This is a genomic window from Streptomyces sp. NPDC050147, assembly GCF_040660195.1.
In the GTDB taxonomy this organism is placed as follows: Bacteria; Actinomycetota; Actinomycetes; order Streptomycetales; family Streptomycetaceae; genus Streptomyces.
Genome location: NZ_JBFALJ010000014.1, coordinates 38,241 through 55,613 on the forward strand (window position 1 = coordinate 38,241; position 17,373 = coordinate 55,613).

Annotated in this window: 16 protein-coding genes; 15 read left to right on the forward strand and 1 reads right to left on the reverse strand. The window is 71.2% G+C overall.

Annotated elements, in window-relative coordinates; translation table 11 throughout:
• From AB0I94_RS21955 to AB0I94_RS22010, 12 genes are read left to right on the forward strand one after another with little or no spacing between them, the layout of a single operon-like run.
• Positions 1-1,296, forward strand: a complete 1,296-nt coding sequence (locus AB0I94_RS21955) for an O-antigen ligase domain-containing protein (RefSeq protein ID WP_363311270.1) — start codon at positions 1-3, stop codon at positions 1,294-1,296.
• 7 nt (positions 1,297-1,303) lie between these two features.
• Entirely contained in the window at positions 1,304-2,581 is a 1,278-nt protein-coding gene (locus AB0I94_RS21960; protein WP_363311271.1) for a glycosyltransferase, read from the forward strand.
• Positions 2,578-3,813 carry a class I SAM-dependent methyltransferase gene (locus tag AB0I94_RS21965; protein WP_363311272.1) on the forward strand — a complete coding sequence of 412 codons (1,236 nt, stop codon included), beginning with the start codon at positions 2,578-2,580 and terminating at the stop codon, positions 3,811-3,813. Before AB0I94_RS21960 ends, AB0I94_RS21965 begins: the two co-directional genes overlap by 4 nt.
• The gene (locus tag AB0I94_RS21970) at positions 3,810-4,604 is read left to right on the forward strand and encodes a sugar phosphate nucleotidyltransferase (RefSeq protein WP_363311273.1); all 795 of its coding nucleotides are present in this window, start codon (positions 3,810-3,812) and stop codon (positions 4,602-4,604) included. Before AB0I94_RS21965 ends, AB0I94_RS21970 begins: the two co-directional genes overlap by 4 nt.
• The gene (locus tag AB0I94_RS21975; RefSeq protein ID WP_363311274.1) at positions 4,601-5,248 is read left to right on the forward strand and encodes a PIG-L deacetylase family protein; all 648 of its coding nucleotides are present in this window, start codon (positions 4,601-4,603) and stop codon (positions 5,246-5,248) included. The genes AB0I94_RS21970 and AB0I94_RS21975 overlap by 4 nt, the downstream gene beginning before the upstream one ends.
• 3 nt (positions 5,249-5,251) lie before the next feature.
• On the forward strand, positions 5,252-6,277 hold the full coding sequence (locus tag AB0I94_RS21980) for an SDR family oxidoreductase (RefSeq protein ID WP_363311275.1): 1,026 nt from the start codon (positions 5,252-5,254) through the stop codon (positions 6,275-6,277).
• Positions 6,274-7,548 (forward strand): DUF4910 domain-containing protein, encoded by a 1,275-nt coding sequence (locus AB0I94_RS21985; protein WP_363311276.1) that lies wholly within the window; start codon positions 6,274-6,276, stop codon positions 7,546-7,548. Before AB0I94_RS21980 ends, AB0I94_RS21985 begins: the two co-directional genes overlap by 4 nt.
• A 5-nt stretch (positions 7,549-7,553) precedes the next feature.
• Positions 7,554-8,843 carry a hypothetical protein gene (locus AB0I94_RS21990; RefSeq protein ID WP_363311277.1) on the forward strand — a complete coding sequence of 430 codons (1,290 nt, stop codon included), beginning with the start codon at positions 7,554-7,556 and terminating at the stop codon, positions 8,841-8,843.
• Positions 8,840-9,787: a glycosyltransferase family 2 protein gene (locus tag AB0I94_RS21995; RefSeq protein WP_363311278.1), complete on the forward strand. Its 948-nt coding sequence runs from the start codon at positions 8,840-8,842 to the stop codon at positions 9,785-9,787. The genes AB0I94_RS21990 and AB0I94_RS21995 overlap by 4 nt, the downstream gene beginning before the upstream one ends.
• Complete coding sequence (locus AB0I94_RS22000) at positions 9,784-11,025, forward strand: polysaccharide pyruvyl transferase family protein (protein ID WP_363311279.1); 1,242 nt, start codon at positions 9,784-9,786, stop codon at positions 11,023-11,025. Before AB0I94_RS21995 ends, AB0I94_RS22000 begins: the two co-directional genes overlap by 4 nt.
• The gene (gene rfbC, locus AB0I94_RS22005; RefSeq protein WP_363311280.1) at positions 11,022-11,573 is read left to right on the forward strand and encodes a dTDP-4-dehydrorhamnose 3,5-epimerase; all 552 of its coding nucleotides are present in this window, start codon (positions 11,022-11,024) and stop codon (positions 11,571-11,573) included. Before AB0I94_RS22000 ends, rfbC begins: the two co-directional genes overlap by 4 nt.
• 7 nt (positions 11,574-11,580) lie before the next feature.
• A complete protein-coding gene (locus tag AB0I94_RS22010; RefSeq protein WP_363311281.1) occupies positions 11,581-12,894 on the forward strand; it encodes a glutamate-1-semialdehyde 2,1-aminomutase in 1,314 nt (437 codons plus the stop codon).
• Between the two features lie 72 nt (positions 12,895-12,966).
• Here the strand turns inward: AB0I94_RS22010 and AB0I94_RS22015 are convergent, their stop codons facing one another.
• Positions 12,967-13,653 (reverse strand): phosphatase PAP2 family protein, encoded by a 687-nt coding sequence (locus tag AB0I94_RS22015; RefSeq protein WP_363311434.1) that lies wholly within the window; start codon positions 13,651-13,653, stop codon positions 12,967-12,969.
• 241 nt (positions 13,654-13,894) lie between these two features.
• Between AB0I94_RS22015 and AB0I94_RS22020 the strand changes: the two genes are divergently transcribed.
• The 3 genes from AB0I94_RS22020 (at position 13,895) to gdhA (ending at position 17,217) form a co-directional block, all read left to right on the forward strand.
• Entirely contained in the window at positions 13,895-14,566 is a 672-nt protein-coding gene (locus AB0I94_RS22020) for a HEAT repeat domain-containing protein (RefSeq protein WP_363311282.1), read from the forward strand.
• A gap of 3 nt (positions 14,567-14,569) precedes the next feature.
• Positions 14,570-15,673, forward strand: coding sequence for a HEAT repeat domain-containing protein (locus AB0I94_RS22025; protein WP_363311283.1), 1,104 nt, complete (start codon positions 14,570-14,572; stop codon positions 15,671-15,673).
• Between the two features lie 185 nt (positions 15,674-15,858).
• Positions 15,859-17,217 carry an NADP-specific glutamate dehydrogenase gene (gene gdhA / locus AB0I94_RS22030; protein WP_363311284.1) on the forward strand — a complete coding sequence of 453 codons (1,359 nt, stop codon included), beginning with the start codon at positions 15,859-15,861 and terminating at the stop codon, positions 17,215-17,217.
• Positions 17,218-17,373 lie beyond the last annotated feature (156 nt).

The window sequence follows — 17,373 nt, forward strand, 5'->3', positions numbered from 1 at the left end:
ATGAGCGGGGACCTGATGCGCGGTGGGCCGCCGCGTGGCCCGGCCACGGCGGACACACGGCCCGGTGCGGAACCACGCCCTGCCCGCACACCGAAGGCCGTCGGTGTCGCCTGGGCGTTGCTGGGCCTCAACACGCTCGGCTCCGCCGGGGCCAAGACCATCGTCCCGCTGCCCCGCTCCCTCATCCAGATGGCCACCATGGGCGCGCTGGTCGCCGCGTTCGCGCTGGCCCTCGCGCTCAATCTCCGGCTGCGCATCCGGGCCAGCGCCTTCTTGCTGCTGCTCACCCTGCTGCTCGTGCCGAGCGTGATCTCCAGCGCGAACCTGGAAGTGGGGTACGGCGCGCTGTTCCGCTGCGCCCGGCTGGCTCTCTTCGTCGCCACGCTGTGGCTGCTCAGCCGCTGGTGGAACGGCGACCTGACGTTCGTCCGGCACCACATCCGTATGTACTTCGCGGTGCTCGGGTCGGTGGCCGCCGGCCTGGTCATCTCACCGGGCGCGGCGATGCCCGAGCTCTACGGCGGTCGCCTCGTCGGCGCGTTGTGGCCGCTCACCCCGCCCCAGATCGGCCAGTACGCCGCGGTCATCATCGGGCTCACCGTGCTGCTCGTACTGGGCCGCCGGATCGACAGGGCCGGCGCGGCGGTGGTCATCGTGCCGTCACTCATCCTGCTCGCGCTGACCCATACCCGGACGGCCACGCTAGGTCTGCTCATCGGGGTGGTGCTCGCGATCGGCTCGCTGCTCCTGACCAGCGCCGCCGCCCGCAGGTTCTTCACCTGGACGGTGCTGTGCGCCACGGTCGCCGCGGTGGCGTTCAGCTCCGCGCTGCAGGCGTGGTTCCTGCGCGGACAGAGCCAGGAGAACTTCTCCAACCTCACCGGCCGGGCCAAGGTCTGGGACGCACTCCTCGCGGCGCCCCGGTCGACCTCGGAGCGGGTGTTCGGCATGGGCCTGGGCGACAAGTCGTTCGGCGGGCTGCCCATCGACAACAGCTGGCTGGCCGTCTACAACGAGCAGGGGCTGATCGGTGTCACCCTCGTGGCGGCGCTCGTCATCGTCCTCGGGGGCGTCGCGTTGCTGCGGCCCCCGTCGCTGCAGAGAGCCTGCGCGATCTTCCTGATCAGTTACGTCGCGATCTCCTCGTACACCGAGGCCGGTCTCGGCGACGCCTCGCCGTATCTGCTGCATCTGGCCCTGGCCGCCTCGCTGCTCGCGGCCCCTGTCACGGACACGCCCCTGCCGACAACAGCCGAAGTTCCTCGACGACGTATCCCCCGATGGGCCAGGAGGTGACCTGAGCATGCATGTCCTTGTGGTGCACAACCGCTACTCCTCGGCACAGCCGAGCGGAGAGAACAGAGTCGTCGACGAGGAGGTGAAGCTGCTGCGCGCGGCCGGCCACCGGGTCGAGGTGTTCGAACGACGCAGCGACGACATCGCCGCCCGCTCCCTCCTGGCCAAGGCCGCGGTGCCGCTCCTCGTGCCATGGAATCCGGCGGTCCGCTCGGAACTGGCCACCCTGCTCCGCACCGAGCGGCCGGACGTGGTGCACGTCCACAACGTCTTCCCGCTCCTGTCGCCCGCGGTGATCGCCGCCTGTGCCGACGCCGGCGTGCCCGTCGTCGCCACGCTGCACAACTACACCCAGGTCTGCCCGCCCGGCACGCTGCACCGGGACGGCCGGCCGTGCTACGAGTGCGTCGGCTCCAAGGCGGCGCTCCCCGCCATCCGGCACGGCTGCTACCGCGACTCCCGGCTTGCGACGGTGCCGCTCGCGGTCAGCCTGGCGGTCAACCGGCGGCGGTGGTGGTCCGGCGTGGAGCGGTTCTTGTGCATCTCCGCGGCGCAGCGCGACGTCCTGGTGCGATCCGGCATGCCGCCCGAACGGCTCACGGTGAAGCACAACTTCGTGCCCGACCCGGGCGCCCGCCGATCGGGCGACGGCGAGCATGTTCTCTACCTCGGGCGGCTCGCGGAGGCCAAGGGAGTGCGGCTGCTCATGACCGCGTGGGACCAGATCACGGCGAGCGGCGGTGTGGGCGTGCCGCTCGTGATCGCCGGCGCGGGGCCACTGGAGCCAGAGGTGACCGCCTGGGCGGCGGGCCGGGACGACGTGCGCTACGTCGGTCTGTACGACCCCGCCCAGTGCCGGCAGGCCGTCGCGCGGTCGGTGGCCGTGGTGGCTCCCTCCATGGCCCTGGAGACGTTCGGCCTGGTGGTCGCGGAGGCGATGGCGGCGAACGTCCCTGCCGTCGCCGCCCGACACGGCTCCTTCGTCGAACTCGTCGAGGAGGGCGTGACCGGGTCGCTGCACCAACCGGGCGACGCCGCCTCGCTCGCGTCCTGCCTACGTCGGATCACGGCCGAACCGGCCCGCAACCAGGAGATGGGCCAGGCGGCCCGGCTCCGTTACGAGCAGGGTTTCAGCCCGGCCGTCGGCCTTGAACGACTGATGGACGAATACCGAGCCGCGATCGCGGGTCGGCCCGGCGGCGGGGACAGCCCGCGGCCGGCAGGAGAACCAAGCACAGGCTCGCGGTGGGGGCACCGTGCGAGCAGAAATGGGGGAAGTAGATGACACGATGCCGACTCTGCGGCTCGGCGGCGATGGGGAGCGTCGTCGATCTGGGGGCGACCCCGCCGTGCGAGAGCTTTCTCGCCGCGGACCAACTGGACGAGCCGGAGCCCGCGTACCCGCTGCACCTGCGGGTCTGCACCGAATGCTGGCTCGCGCAGTTGCCTCCACTGATCACGCCGGAGGAGACGTTCAGCGAGTACGCGTACTTCTCCTCCTTCTCGACCTCATGGGTGGAGCACGCGCGCACCTTCGTCGCCGACGCCGTGGAGCGGGTGGGGCTGGGCCCCGACGCCTTCGTGGTGGAGGTCGCGAGCAACGACGGGTACCTGCTGAAACACGTGGTGGACCGGGAGATCCGCTGCCTGGGCATCGAACCGTCGGTCAATGTCGGCGCCGCGGCACGGGACGCGGGCGTGCCCACGCTCACGGAGTTCCTCAGCCCGGACACCGGCTCGGCCGTCCGCGCCGAGCACGGCCCGGCGGACCTGGTCGTGGCCAACAACGTGTACGCGCACATCCCCGACGTGGTCGGGTTCACCGAAGGGCTGCGCGCCCTGGTCGCCGACGACGGCTGGGTCTCCATCGAGGTGCAGCACCTGCTGACCCTAATCGAGGAGAACCAGTACGACACGATCTACCACGAGCACTTCCAGTACTACACGGTCGCGTCCGCGACCCGGGCACTCGCGAGCGGCGGACTCACGCTCGTGGACGTCGAGTTGCTGCCCACGCACGGCGGCTCCATCCGGCTGTGGGCCCGGCCGGCCGAGGTGGCGGGCGAGCCGACCCAGCGCGTGGCCGAGGTGCTCGACCGGGAGAAGGCCGCCGGACTCCAGGAGCTGTCCGGGTACACCGAGTTCTCCGCTCGGGTGGCGAAGGTGCGCCGGGACCTCCTCAAGTTCCTCATCACAGCGGCCGAGCGCGGTCAGACGGTCGTCGGCTACGGCGCCCCCGGCAAGGGCAACACCCTGCTCAACCACTGCGGCATCCGGCCCGACCTGCTCGCGTACACCGTCGACCGCAATCCCTACAAGCACGGCAGGTTCACGCCCGGCACCCGCGTCCCGATCCTGCCGCCGGAGCAGATAGCCGCCGACCGACCGGACTACGTCCTCGTCCTGCCGTGGAACCTGCGGGCCGAGCTGGTCGAGCAGCTGTCCTTCGTACACGCCTGGGGCGGCCGTCTGGTCTTTCCCATCCCGGAACTGAGCATTGTCGAGGGCGCATCATGAAGGTCGTACTGTTCTGCGGCGGCTACGGGCTGCGTATGCGCGCCGGAGCATCCGACGACGTACCCAAGCCGATGGCGATGGTCGGCCCGCGGCCGCTGATCTGGCATGTCATGCGCTACTACGCGCATTTCGGGCACACCGAGTTCATCCTGTGCCTGGGGTACGGGGCTCACCACATCAAGGACTTCTTCCTCAACTACGAGGAGACGACGTCCAACGATTTCGTGCTGCGGGGCGGAAAGACCGAGCTGCTCTCGACCGACATCTCGGACTGGACGATCACGTTCGCGCAGACGGGCGTCGAGTCACCGATCGGGGAGCGGCTGCGCCGGGTACGGCACCACCTGGACGGCGACGAGATGTTCCTCGCCAACTACGCCGACGTGCTCACCGACGCCCCGCTGCCGGAAATGATCGACCAGTTCGCCCGGCGCGACGCCGGTGCGTCGATGATGGTCGTGCCGCCGCAGTCCTCCTTCCACTGCGTGGACCTGGGCGAGGACGGCCTGGTGGGAGGCATCACCGCGGTGAGCGAACTGCCGCTGTGGGAGAACGGCGGCTACTTCGTGCTCCGCCAGGAAGTCTTCGACCACATACCGGAGAACGGCGACCTGATCGCCGACGGATGCGCCCAACTGGCCAAGCGGGGCCGGGCGGTGGCTTACAAGCACCGCGGCTTCTGGAAACCGACCGACACCGTGAAGGAGCGGGCGGCGCTCGACGCCGCCTACGCCCGCGGAGAGCGACCATGGGCCGTGTGGGAACGGGACCCCGCCGGAGCCAAGGCGTGATCCGGCTCGGGACCGGGCGCCTGGACCGGATCGTCGCGGTGGGCGCGCACTGCGACGACATCGCCATCGGCGCGGGCGGCACGCTCCTGACGGTGTGCCGCGCGCGGCCGGGCATCCGCGTCGACGCGCTGGTGCTCTCCGGCGGCGGCAGCGAGCGGGAGCAGGAGGAACAGGCCGCGCTCGCCGCCTTCTGCCCGGGGGCCGAACTGCGCCTGACCGTGCTCAAACTGCCGGACGGCCGGATGCCGACGCACTGGGACGAGGCCAAGGCCGCGGTCGAGGAGCTGCGCGGTCAGACCGAGCCGGATCTCGTGCTCGCCCCGCGCACCGATGACGCGCACCAGGACCACCGCGGCCTGGCGCAGCTGATACCCACCGCGTTCCGCGACCACCTCGTGCTCGGCTACGAGATCGTCAAATGGGACGGCGATCTCGGCCGTCCGGCGGCCTACCAGCCGCTGTCGCCGGAGATCGCCGAGCAGAAGGTGCGACTGCTGCAGGAGCACTACCCCTCGCAGCGGCACCGGCCCTGGTACGACCGGGAGGCATTCCTCGGTCTCGCACGGATCCGCGGCATCGAATGCCACGCGCGCTACGCCGAGGCGTTCGCGGTCACCAAACTCACTCTCGACCTGGGGGAATGAACCTTGCGCGTACTGCTCACCGGACACCAGGGGTACCTGGGCACCGTCATGGCCCCGGTGCTCACAGCCGCCGGACACGAGGTCGTCGGTCTCGACGCCGGCCTGTTCGCCGACTGCGTCCTTGGCCCGCCACCCGCGGACCCTTCGGGGCACCGGGTGGACCTGCGCGACGTCACGGCCGCACACGTGGCCGGGGTGGACGCCGTGATCCACCTGGCCGCGCTGTCCAACGACCCCCTGGGAGCGCTGGCGCCGGACCTCACCTACGACATCAACCACCACGCGTCGGTACGCCTTGCCCGGCTGGCCCGCGAAGCCGGGGTGCGGCGCTTTCTGTACGCGTCGACCTGCTCGGTCTACGGAGCCGCCGGCGGCGAAGGGTTGGTGGGGGAAGACGCCCCGCTGCGGCCTGTGACGCCGTACGCGGAGTCCAAGGTCCGCGTGGAGGACGACCTGCACGCGCTGGCCGACGGCGACTTCAGCCCGGTGTTCATGCGCAACGCCACCGCTTTCGGCTACTCCCCCCGGCTGCGCGCCGACATCGTGCTGAACAACCTGGTGGGCCACGCGCTCCTGTCCGGCGAGGTGCTGGTGCTCTCCGACGGGACCCCCTGGCGGCCGCTGGTGCACGCAGGCGACATCGCACGGGCCTTCGCGGTTGCGCTGACAGCGCCGCGGGAAGCGGTGCACGACCGGGCGTTCAACATCGGCAGCGAGATCAACAACGTCACGGTCGCCGAGATCGCCGAGCAGGTCGCCGAGGCGGTGGCCGGCGCGAAGGTGCGGATCACCGGGGAGAACGGCGCCGACCCGCGGTCCTACCGGGTGGACTTCTCCCGGTTCCGTGCCGCGATACCCGGCTTCGACTGCGAGTGGACCGTGAAGCAGGGCGCACTGGAACTCGCCGACGCGTACCGGAAGTTCTCTCTGACCCGGGAGGACTTCGAGCGACGCTTCACCCGCCTTGCCGTGCTGAGCGCGGCGTCCGACGCCGGCACCGTCGACGACACCCTGCGGTGGCGCCGATGACCGAGGCCGGTGAAGAGATGCACGCTCTGGTGCAGCGGTTGTACCCGCTGTGCCGGAGCATCACCGGTGACGGTGTGCGCGCCACCCTGGAAATCGTCGGCGAGTACGTCCCGCTGCGGGTGCACGAGGTGCCGACCGGGACCCAGGTGCTCGACTGGACGGTGCCGCAGGAGTGGAACATCCGCGACGCGTACATCGCCGACGGCGCGGGCAACCGGGTCGTCGACTTCGCCGCGTCCAGCCTGCACGTGCTCGGCTACAGCGTGCCGGTGTCGAGGACCATGCCGCTGGCGGAGCTGCGCGGACATCTGCACACCCTGCCGGAGCACCCGTCCTGGGTGCCGTACCGCACCAGCTACTACAAGCCGGAGTGGGGGTTCTGCCTTTCGCAGGAGGCCCTGGACGCGCTGCCGGACGGCGATTACGAGGTGCGCGTCGACTCCGAACTCGCCGACGGGCACCTCACCTACGCCGAGCACGTGGTCCCCGGTCAGGTCCCCGACGAGGTGATCGTCTCCTGCCACGTCTGCCACCCGTCGCTGGCCAACGACAACCTGGCCGGCATCGCGGTGGCGACGTACCTGGCCCGGGCGCTGGCGGAGCGAACGCCTTACTACACCTACCGGTTCATCTTCGCGCCCGGCACCATCGGGGCCATCACCTGGCTGGCCCGCAACGCGGAACGGATCGAGCGGATCAAGCACGGCCTCGTGCTGGCCTGCGCGGGTGACCGGGGCCAGCTCACGTACAAGCAGAGCAGGCGCGGTGACGCGGAGATCGACCGGGTGATGCGGCACGTCCTCGCCACCTCCGAACGCCCGCACAGCGTCGCCGAGTTCACTCCGTACGGCTACGACGAGCGGCAGTTCTGCTCCCCCGGATTCGATCTCGGCGTGGGGTCGCTCAGCCGGACCCCGTACGCGAGCTACCCCGAGTACCACACCTCGGCGGACAACCCGGACTTCGTCTCCCCGGAGGCGATGGCGGACACGCTCGCCGTCTGCCGCGAGGCGTTCGCCGTCCTTGACCGCAACCGGCGCTACGTCAACCTCAGCCCCTACGGCGAACCGCAGCTTGGCCGACGCGGGTTGTACGACTCGCTCGGCGGCCGCAGCGACGCGAAGCAGGCGCAGATGGCCATGCTCTGGGTGCTCAGCCTCTCCGACGGCGAGCACGGTCTGCTGGACGTCGCCGAGCGGTCCGGGCTGCCGTTCAGCGCTGTCGCCGCCGCGGCCGACGCTCTGCACGGCGCCGGACTGCTCAAGAAGTGACACCGATGACCACCGAGGGGGAGAAGACGACGGCACCGGCCGGATCGGCCCGGCAGGGCATCGTCGGCCGGCTGTCCTGGGGCCTCGCCGACCAGGCGGCCTCCAGCATCAGCAACTTCGTGGTGGGCGTCTACGTGGCGCGCTCGCTCGGGCTTGCCGCGTTCGGCGTGTTCAGCCTGGCCTGGGTGACCTACGGAGTGGTGCTCAGCGTCTCCCGCGGGGTGGCCACCGACCCGCTGGTGGTGCGCTTCAGCGGGGTGCCGGTCGCGTCCTGGCGCGGGGCGGTGGCCCGGTCCTCGGGCGCCGCGCTGGGCGTCGGTGCCGCCATCGGCGCGGCGTGCCTGGCGGGCGGGCTCGCGGTCGGCGGCAGCGTGGGGCTCGCGTTCGCCTGCCTCGGCGTCATGCTGCCGGGGCTGCTGCTCCAGGACGCCTGGCGGTACTCGTTCTTCGCCGCCGGGAGCGGACGCAAGGCGTTCGTCAACGACGTCGTGTGGGGCGTCGCGCTCGTCCCGGCCATGGTGGTGGCGGCCCATGTGGGCAGCGTGGCCGCTTACGTGCTCGCCTGGGGCGGGTCCGCCTCGGTGGCCGCGGTGTACGGCTGCTTCCAGTCCGGCATCCGGCCGCACGTGACCGGAGCGCGCCTGTGGCTTCGCGAACACCGCGACCTCGGCTACCGGTATCTGGCCGAGAACACCTGCGTCAGCGGCGCGAGCCAACTCCGGGCGTACGGGCTCGGCGCGATCGTCGGGATCGGCTCGGTCGGCGCGGTTCGTGGTGCCGAGCTCCTGCTCGGCCCGTTCATGGCCGTCCTGATGGGTCTCTCGTTGGTCACCGTCGCGGAGGCGGCACGGGTGCTGCGGCGGGCCCCGCACCGTCTCGGCGTGTTCTGCCTCCTGCTCGGCGGCGGTCAGGCCGTCGCCGCGCTGCTCTGGGGCGCGGCGCTGCTGCTGATGCCGGACCGGGTCGGCGAGCTCGTGCTCGGCGGCGTCTGGCACTCCGCCTCCGAGCTCATCGTGCCCGCCACTCTCGGCGTCGCGGGCGCCGGCCTCGGCACCGGCGCGGCAGCCGGACTCCGCGCGCTCGCCGCGGCCCGGCGCAGCCTGCGCAGCCAGCTTTTCGCCTCCGCCTGCTATGTCGGCGGCGGACTCGGCGGAGCGGCCGTGGCCGGCACGGTCGGCTCGGCCTGGGGCGTCGCCGCCGCGACGCTCTGCGGCTCGGCCGTGTGGTGGCTGCAGCTGCGGTCCGCCGTGCGCGAGCGCCACGACCATCCCATTCCCGAAGTGAGGACGCAATGACCGCCCAACCCCGGCTGAGCATCGGCCTGCCCGTCTACAACGGCGAGGAGTACCTCGCGCAGGCGCTCGACGCCTTGCTCGGCCAGACCTACGAGGACTTCGAGCTGGTCATCTCCGACAACGCCTCGACCGACGCGACCCAGGAGATCTGCGGCAAGTACGCCGCACAGGACTCGCGTATCCGGTACATCCGGCTGCTCCGGAACATCGGCGCCGCGCCGAACCACAATTACGTGTTCACCCAGTGCCACGGCGAGCTCTTCAAGTGGGCCTCGCACGACGACCTGTACGCCAGGAACCTGCTGCGGCGCTGCGTGGAGGCGCTCGACGAGCGGCCGGAGGTGGTCCTCGCCCACTCCGGCCAGGCGGTCATCGACGAGGACGGCCAGGTGAAGGTCCCCTACGAGTACACGCTCGCCACCGACTCGCCGCACGCGCCGGTGCGCTTTCGCAGCATGCTGTTCGAGCCGGGCGGCGACGACTTCTACGGCGTGATGCGGGCCGACGTGCTGCGCCGGGTGAAACCGCACGACAGCTACCACCACGCGGACCGTACGTTCGTCGCCGAGATCGGCCTGCACGGGCCCTTCCACCAGGTGCCGGAGCTGCTGTACTTCCGCCGCGACCACCCCACCCGCGCCGAGCGGGCCAACCCTTCCAAGCGTTCCCGGTGCGTCAACCTGGACCCGCGCCGGGCGGGCCCGCTGCACCCGACGCCCCGGCTGCTCGTCGAGTACGTCTGGGGTTTCGTCGCGGCGATCCAGCGGGCGCCGTTGTCCGCGGCCGACCGTCGTGCCTGCTACCGGCACCTGGCCGCCTGGATGAGCAGCCGGGCCCGGCCCGGCTCCGGCGAGCGGGTCGAGGACCGCGCCCCGGTCGACCCGGGCCGGCTCGACGTCTCCGTCGATGCCCTCGTCGCCGGCCGTGAGGGCAGGCAGGCATGACGTCCGCGGACGAGACTCCGGTACGCGTCGGGGTGTTCGGTCTGCTCGGCTCCGGCAACCTTGGCAACGACGGGTCGCTCGAGGCCGTGCTCGGCTATCTCCGCGCCGAGCATCCGAACGCGGTCGTGGACGCGCTGTGCGGCGGACCCGAGGTCGTCGCGGCCCGGTACCGGATCCCCGCGACACGGCTGCACTGGTACCGCGGGGAGTACCGGACCGCGTCACGCGCCGGTGCTGTCGCGGCCAAGGGGCTCGGCAAAATCGTCGACGCCGTCCGCACCGCTGCCTGGGTGCGTCGGCACGACGTGGTGATCGTGCCGGGCATGGGCGTTTTGGAGGCCACGCTGCCGCTGCGGCCGTGGGGCTTCCCGTACTCGCTGTTCCTGCTCTGTGCGAGCGGCCGGCTTTTCGGCACGCGGGTCGCGCTGGTCGGCGTGGGCGCCGCCGCCATCGGCAGCCGGCCGACCCGGACTCTGGTGCGGTGGTCGGCGCGGCTCGCCGCTTACCGGTCGTACCGGGACGCCCTGTCCCGCGACGCGATGCGGGCGATGGGCGTGGACACGGCGCGCGACGAGATCTACCCGGACCTCGCCTTCGCCCTACCGACGCCGGCGGCAAGCGCTCCATCGGGCCCAGCGGGCTTGCCGGGCCCGGTCTGTGTCGGCGTCATGGCCTTCCACGGCGGCGACGACGACCGCGCCCGGGCCGAGGAGATCCACCGGTGCTACCTCGACGGGACGACCGGGTTCGTCCGCGCGCTGGTCGAGGAGGGCAGACAGGTCCGGCTGCTCACCGGCGACGAGGTCGACCGGCCGGTGGTCGCCGCGATTCTCGACGCGGTGGACTCGCCGCTGGTCACCGCCGCCGAGGCGGCCTCGCTCGCCGATCTGATGAAGGAGATGGCGGCTGCCGAAAGCGTGGTGGCGACCCGGTACCACAACCTGGTCTGCGCACTGAAGGTCGGCACACCGACACTCGCACTCAGCTATGCGGCGAAGAGCGACGCGCTCATGGCGGACATGGGGGTCGGCGCCTACTGCCACCCGGCCCGCGAGGTCGACGCCGACCGGCTGCTCGAGCAGTTCCGGGCCCTTGAACGACGATCGGCGGAGCTGCGGCGGATCCTCTCCGAACGCAATCTGGTCGCCGCCCGGCGCCTTGAGCACCAGTTCACCGCCTTGACCGCGGCCCTGTTGCCGACGACCGACCACACCCACGCGATGCGGGAGACTCCTTGAAAGCGACCGAAGTCCCGGCGATCGACGGCGCGTACCTGTTCGAGCCGACGCCGTACGCCGACGAACGCGGCTTCTTCTGCCGTACTTTCGACGCCGACGTGGTCCGCTCGGTGGGCCTCGACCCGGACTCCTTCCTCCAGGACAGCCTGTCCCGCTCGGTCCGGGGCGTGCTGCGCGGCCTGCATCTGCGCTCCGGCGCGGGCGAGGCCAAGCTGGTGCGGTGCTCGTACGGACAGATCTTCGACGTCGTCGTGGACCTGCGGGCGGACTCGCCGACGTACCGCAACCGGGCCTTCTTCGAGTTGTCCGGCGAGACGCAGACGACCCTCTACATCCCGGCGGGGTGCGCGCACGGCTTCCAGGCGCTGACCGAAACCGCTGACACCTCGTACCGGATCGACCGCCCGCACGATCCGTCCGAGGACGTGACGATCGCCTTCGACGACCCGGAGCTCGCCATTCCGTGGCCGCTGCCGGTCACCTCGATGTCCCCGCGGGACCGGGAGGCGCCGAGCCTCGCCGAGGTCCTGAAGCACAAGGAAGGATGAAGACGGCGTGGACAACGAAGAGTTCGGCCTGCCGAGATCGCGGACGGCGAACGAGCGGCTGCACGCCCTGATCCCCGGTGGCGCGCACACCTACGCCAAGGGCGACGACCAGTACCCCGAGGACCTGGCCCCGGTCATCAGCCACGGCCACGGTGCCCACGTGTGGGACATCGACGGCAACCGCTACATCGAGTACGGCTCCGGCCTGCGGTCGGTCAGCCTCGGCCACGCCCACCCACGCGTCATCGAGGCGGTACGACGGGAACTCGACCGCGGCAGCAACTTCGTCCGGCCTTCCATCGTGGAGGTCGATGCCGCGGAACGCTTCCTGACCACGGTGCCGACCGCCGACATGGTGAAGTTCGCGAAGAACGGCTCCGACGCCACCACCGCCGCCGTACGCCTCGCCCGCGCCGCCACCGGGCGCCGGCGAGTGGCCATCTGCGGCGACCATCCGTTCTTCTCCGTCGACGACTGGTTCATCGGCACCACGCCGCTGTCCGCCGGCATTCCGGCGGCGACCACCGAACTCACCGTGGCGTTCCCGTACGGGGACCTGGCCGCCACGGAGGAACTGCTCACCGGGTACGAGGGCGAGATCGCCTGCCTGATCCTCGAACCCGTCGGCCGCGCCGAGTACCTCGTGGGGCTGCGCGAGCTGGCCGACCGGCACGGCTGTGTACTGATCTTCGACGAGATGATCACCGGGTTCCGCTGGTCCGAGGCGGGTGCCCAAGGGCTGTACGGCGTGGTCCCCGACCTCTCCACGTTCGGCAAGGCGCTGGGCAACGGATTCGCCGTCTCCGCGCTGGCCGGACGCCGCGAGCTGATGGAGCGGGGCGGGCTGCGTCACTCCGGCGACCGAGTGTTTCTGCTGTCCACCACGCACGGCGCGGAAACGCACGCGCTGGCCGCCGCGATGGCCGTGCAGACCACCTATGCCGAGGAGGGCATCACCGCTCGGCTGCACGCCCTGGGCGAGCGGTTGGCCGCCGGTGTCCGTGAAGCCGCGGCCGGCATGGGCGTCGGCGACCACGTCGTCGTCCGGGGCCGGGCCAGCAACCTGGTTTTCGCCACCCTCGACGAGAAACTGCAGCCGTCGCAGCACTACCGCACGCTGTTCCTGCGCCGGCTCCTCATGGGCGGGGTGCTCGCCCCGTCGTTCGTGGTGAGCAGCGCGCTCAGCGACGCCGACATCGAGCACACCATCGAGGTGGTGGCCCAGGCATGTGCCGTCTACCGGAAGGCACTTGACGCCGGTGACCCCACTCCCTGGATGGCGGGGCGGCCGGTGAAGCCCGTATTCCGCCGCTTGGCGTGAGGTGACATGGCCCGCCATGACGTGACGTGGCGTGAGGTGACCTGACGCCACGTGGCGCAATGTGACGCGACGTCAGCGGCGTCCCCGCGGGGCGGCGTCGGCCGCCCGGTCGGCCAGTGAGTCGGCCGACCGGTCGACCAGCCACGCCGTCGCCGGAACCACCGCCAGCGCGGTGCACCAGCCGCCCAGGACGTCGGTCGCGTAGTGCGCGCTCAGGGCCACCTGCGCCCAGCCCATGGCGGCGCCGGCGACCAGCGCCACGGCGAGCACCAGTAGCGTGGCGGCCTTCCTGCCGAGGCCGAGCCGGCCGGCGGCGAGCAGCGCCACCACCAAGGCGAGGGCGGTGAAGAAGCCAGTGTGCCCGCTCGGATAGGACAGGTTGCCGTCGCCGTGGATGGTGCGCCCCGCCAAGGGCTTGATCAGCGTCGTCGTCACCACGGTCATACCGGCGCCGCCTACGACGAGGACCGCCCCCCGCGGCAGCCGAAGCAGCAGACAGCCCGCCACGGCGGCCACGACCAGCGTCGCCGCCCCGGCGGGCTCCCCCCAGAAATCCGTGGCCAGAGCGACGTACCGCCACGGCGGCCGCACGCTGTCCGCGGTCGGCTCGACGACCCATCGGTCCACCCTGCCGGGCTCGCTGTGGCCTGCGTACAGAACCCCGAGCGTGACGACCACCAGCGCGGCGAGGGCCGCGATCAGTCCGAGCCACGCACGCAGCGGCGGGGGCAGCACCGCGGGCGTCGGCCGCCCGGTCACACGCACCCGCGGAAATGTAATTCCGCTCCGGGTCCCGCTTCGGGTTCCACTCCGGCCAGGCGATCCAACGCGAGCCCCCCGTCGTGTCCGACTCCCCCTCCAGCGACCATGACCGCACCGCGGATCAGCCTCTGCTTCGTCACCCTAACCAACGACCCGGTCGCGCGGCACGCGTTCCTCCGCGCTGTTTGACCTTGACACGGTGTCAAGGTCTTCACTGCTCGGCGAGGAGGTGGTCCAGATGACCGTCACTAGAGGGGACACAGAGGCGCTACGAGCACTTCAGGGGCTGGAGGACGGCCGTTCGTCGGTCCGACTGCGAGCCGCTCTGGCGGTCGGCACGGCGCCTGACCCGCGCTTCGTCGACAAGCTCATCGAGCGATGCGCGATCGAGCCGGAGTTTTTCGTCCGCGACATGCTGACCTGGGCGCTCACCCGCCATCCGGTCTCCATGACACTCCCCGAGCTGGTCCGCGAGCTCCGCTCGGAGCGGGCACAGGCCCGCAGCCAGGCGCTGCACACGCTGTCGAAGATCGGGGACCGGCGGGCGTGGCCTGCGATCACGGGGGCGTTGCTCTGCGACCCCGACGAGGAGGTGGCCCGTAGCGCTTGGCGGGCCGCGGTCATCCTCGTGCCGGATGGCGAGGAGTCCGCGTTGGCCACGGTGCTTGCGACGCAACTGGGGCGCGGTGAGCGGGAGACGCAGCTGAGCCTCAGCCGGGCCATGGTCGCGCTGGGGGAAGCGGTTGAGCCGGCACTGCTCGCCGCGACGACGGCTCCAGAGCCACGAACGCGCACGCACGCGCTCGCCACACAGCGGCTGCTGCGCGACCCGGACGCCGGTTTCGAGTTCGCGATCGAGGAGGCGAAACGCGTGGTGGCCCTCGGCGGGGCCGGCCCGGAGGGACAATGAAGCGTGTTGATCGGTGAGGTGGCGCGACGGTCCGGGGTCAGTGCCCGCATGCTCCGGCATTACGAGTCGCTCGGCCTGGTACGGCCCTCCGGCCGTACCAGCTCCGGTTACCGGGAGTACTCCGGGCAGGACATCCGGCGCATCTTCCATGTCGAGAGCCTGCGGTCGCTGGGACTGTCGCTGCGTGAGATCGGGCGCGCGCTCGACGAATCCGGTTTCACGCCCTCGGCCCTCGTCGGAGACCTCGTCCTGCAGACACGCGAACGCATCGCGGCCGAGACCGAACTGCTCACTCGGCTGCGCCGGATCGATGCCGCTGACCCCGCCGACTGGGAGGACGTCCTCCAAGTCGTCGCGCTGCTCCAGGCCCTGGGCTCGAAGAGCGCCAGTGCGCGTCAGCGTGCGGCCCTCTCCTCGGACGACGAGGTTCCGGTGCCGGTGGAAGCCCTGGTCGAGGCGGTACTGGACGAGACGGACCCGAACGTCGCCGGAGCCCTTCGGTGGGCGCTCGCGCGATCAGGCGACGACGGTGCGGCGTTGCTGGCGCAGGGCCTTTGCTCACCGGTGGCGGCGGTGCGGGAACGCGCCGTTCAGTCCCTCGCCGAACTGCCCGGCGATGAGGCCGGGGCTCTGCTGCTCCAGGCCCTTACGTGCCCCGACGCGGTGGTCCGCGGGTACGCGGCTCTGGCGCTCGGGGCGCGTGGGGTCGCCGATGCGGTTCCCGCGCTCATCGACATGATCGTGGAAGGGCGGAACGACACCGATGCGGCCGACGCGCTGAGCGTGCTGGCGAGCGACTCCGCGAGGGCGGACCACATCGCGACGAGGCTCGTCGACCGCCTCGCCGACGACACCAGCGGAGCGCCCGCACGCGGACGGCTGACGCAGGCGATGGCGGGCATCCCGGGGACGACGACGTCACGTGCGCTCGTCGAGCTTTCCCACGACGAGGACCGTGCCGTCGCGCTGACCGCGACGTACCTTCTCCGGCTGCGCGAAGCGCCCCCGGAAGCAGACACCCCGACGGCCCCGAGCCGAGCCAAGCGACAGGACGGCCGTGCGGGCTCGCGACCGAGCCCTCGCGAGGGGGCGGCGCACGATGACTGATCTCGCATAGTGGTCGCACCCTGGACCCGGATGCCGCTCAGTATGTTTACATGCGCGTAACACAATGAGTGTCACGCGCACGGCAACGGCGCCGAGCGCCCCGACCGGGCAGTACCGGAGTGCGCCGCCAGCGCGCCGCGCCCCGTACTGGATCCCCGGTGTCAGCCGTGCCAGAAAGGGCCCCCTTGACCACGCGATCCGAGACGAAGACGACGCTCGCGCAGTTGCTCGGCGAGATCGAGCACCGCAACCCGGCCCAGCCGGAGTTCATCCAGGCCGTACACGAGGTCCTGGAGACGCTGGCGCCGGTCGTCGCAGCCCGCCCCGAGTACGCCGAGCCCGGACTGATCGAGCGGCTGTGCGAGCCGGAGCGGCAGGTCCTGTTCCGGGTGCCGTGGCAGGACGACCGGGGCCGCGTCCACGTCAACCGCGGTTTCCGGGTGGAGTTCAACAGCGCGCTCGGCCCGTACAAGGGCGGCCTGCGCTTCCACCCGTCGGTGAACCTCGGCGTCATCAAGTTCCTGGGCTTCGAGCAGATCTTCAAGAACGCGCTGACCGGCCTCGGCATCGGCGGTGGCAAGGGCGGCAGTGACTTCCAGCCGCACGGCCGCAGCGACGCGGAGGTCATGCGTTTTTGCCAGTCGTTCATGACGGAGCTGTACCGGCACATCGGCGAGCACACAGATGTGCCCGCGGGTGACATCGGCGTCGGCGGCCGGGAGATCGGCTACCTGTTCGGCCAGTACCGGCGCATCACCAACCGCTGGGAGGCCGGCGTCCTCACCGGCAAGGGCCAGGGCTGGGGCGGTTCGCTGATCCGTCCGGAGGCCACCGGCTACGGCAACGTCCTGTTCGCGGCGGCGATGCTGCGCGAGCGCGGTGAGGACCTGGAGGGTCGTACGGCGGTCGTCTCCGGCTCAGGAAACGTCGCCATCTACACCATCGAAAAGCTGGCCGCCCTCGGTGCCAACGCCGTGACCTGCTCGGATTCGTCCGGTTACGTGGTCGACGAGAAGGGCATCGATCTCGATCTCCTCAAGCAGATCAAGGAAGTCGAGCGCGGCCGGGTCGACGCCTACGCCGAACGCCGTGGCGCCTCGGCCCGCTTCGTGCCGGGCGGCCGGGTCTGGGAGGTCCCGGCCGACATCGCGCTGCCGTCGGCCACGCAGAACGAGCTGCAGGCCGATGACGCCGCCGCGCTGATCCGCAACGGCGTGAAGGTGGTCTCGGAGGGCGCCAACATGCCGACGACGCCCGATGCCGTGCACCTGTTCCAGCAGGCGGGTGTCGCCTTCGGGCCCGGCAAGGCGGCCAACGCGGGCGGCGTCGCGGTCAGCGCGCTCGAGATGGCGCAGAACCACGCCCGTACGTCGTGGTCGGCGGCACGGGTCGAGGAAGAACTGACGCACATCATGAACGACATCCACACCACCTGCCACGAGACCGCCGAGCGCTACGACGCCCCCGGCGACTACGTGACGGGCGCGAACATCGCGGGCTTCGAGCGGGTGGCGGACGCGATGCTGGCCCAGGGCGTCATCTGAACCAGAGCTCCGACGGGTGGGTGGCGAAGAGCGGGTGCGCGCCGGGCAGCGGCGCGCCGCTCTCGCCGACTTGGCGGTGGGCGACGCCGTAGCGGCCGTGAGTGGGTGCAACACCCCGGCAGCCGCGGCATGACCCTCCTCCCGCCCGGCGAGCGA